The 1,254-nt window shown below is 60.8% G+C and carries 1 protein-coding gene; it reads left to right on the forward strand.

Annotation, left to right across the window (positions count from 1 at the left end; translation table 11 throughout):
• Window positions 1-64 precede the first annotated feature (64 nt).
• Window positions 65-1,224 (forward strand): IS3 family transposase gene (locus tag C7416_RS28790; RefSeq protein WP_220085025.1). Its coding sequence is split into 2 segments (ribosomal slippage): window positions 65-332 and window positions 332-1,224, totalling 1,161 coding nucleotides; the frame shifts between segments, so codons are not numbered across the junction.
• The last annotated feature ends 30 nt before the right edge of the window (window positions 1,225-1,254 follow it).

Raw genomic sequence — 1,254 nt, forward strand, 5'->3', positions numbered from 1 at the left:
TGTGGTGGTCCAATTTCCTCAGACAGGTCGATAGGTGGAAAATCACCATCGATGAGGAAAGCAGATGACAAAGCAACGCCGTAAATTTGATGCCAGCTTCAAGCTGGAAGTAGTCCGAATGGTCAGGGAGCAAGGCCTTTCGGTGACCGAGGTCTGCCACACGATGGGCATTGGCGAGACGGCGCTTAGGCGCTGGCTCACCCAGTACGACCTGGAACTGGCAGGCGGCCAGGGCAGTGGCAAGCCGCTCACGCCCGAGCAGCTGCGGATCCGTCAGTTGGAAGAAGAGAACCGCCGCCTGAAGGAGGACAACCAGATCCTAAAAAAGGCATCGGCCTTCTTCGCCCGGGAACTGAAGTGATTTATCGCGTCGTAACCGCATTGCAGAAGGAGGCCGTTTCGATCAGCCGTGCCTGTCAGGTGTTGAATGTGAGCCGTGCAGGCTATTACGCACACCGGCAGAGAGGACGAGGTGACACGACGCGCGCCAGGCAGGAGGTCCATGTACGGGCGGCCTTCGAGGGCAGCGGGCGCAGCTACGGTAGCCGTCGGGTGGCGCAGGCAGTCAGTGCCCAGGGCGTGAAAATCGGACGCTACCGAGCGCGCACGCTGATGCGCAAGGCGGACCTGCGCCCGGTCTGGAAGCGCAAGTTCGTGGCAACTACGAACAGCCGGCATGATCGCCCGGTCGCGCCCAACGTGCTGAACCGGCGGTTCAGGCCGGCGCAGCCCAATCAGGCGTGGGTGTCGGACATGACGTATATCCGCACTGCCGAGGGCTGGCTGTATCTAGCAGTGGTGCTGGACCTGTATTCGCGCAAGGTGGTGGGCTGGGCGATGGCGCCGGCCATGCCGGCATCGCTGATCGTCTCGGCGCTAAAGATGGCGATCCAGCAGCGCAATCCGGCACCTGGGCTGATCGTGCATTCGGATCGGGGCAGCCAGTATGCCAGCGAGGAGTATCAGGGCTTGCTGGCGCGCCATGGGCTGGTCTGCAGCATGAGCCGCCTGGGCGACTGCTGGGACAACGCCGTGATGGAGCGCTTCTTCCTGAATTTGAAGATGGAGCGCGTTTGGCAGAAACGCTATGTCGACCGGGCCGAGGCCCGGCGCGACATCACGCAGTACATCGTCAGCTTTTACAACCCAGTCCGATTGCACTCGACGCTGGGTTATGAGTCGCCGCAGAAATACGAGGACAAGCTAAAGCAGCAGACAACCTAAACACCTGTCTGAAAAAACTTGACCACTACA

Origin of the sequence: Cupriavidus phytorum (genome assembly GCF_003254285.1) — a bacterium.
Lineage (GTDB): Bacteria > Pseudomonadota > Gammaproteobacteria > Burkholderiales > Burkholderiaceae > Cupriavidus > Cupriavidus phytorum.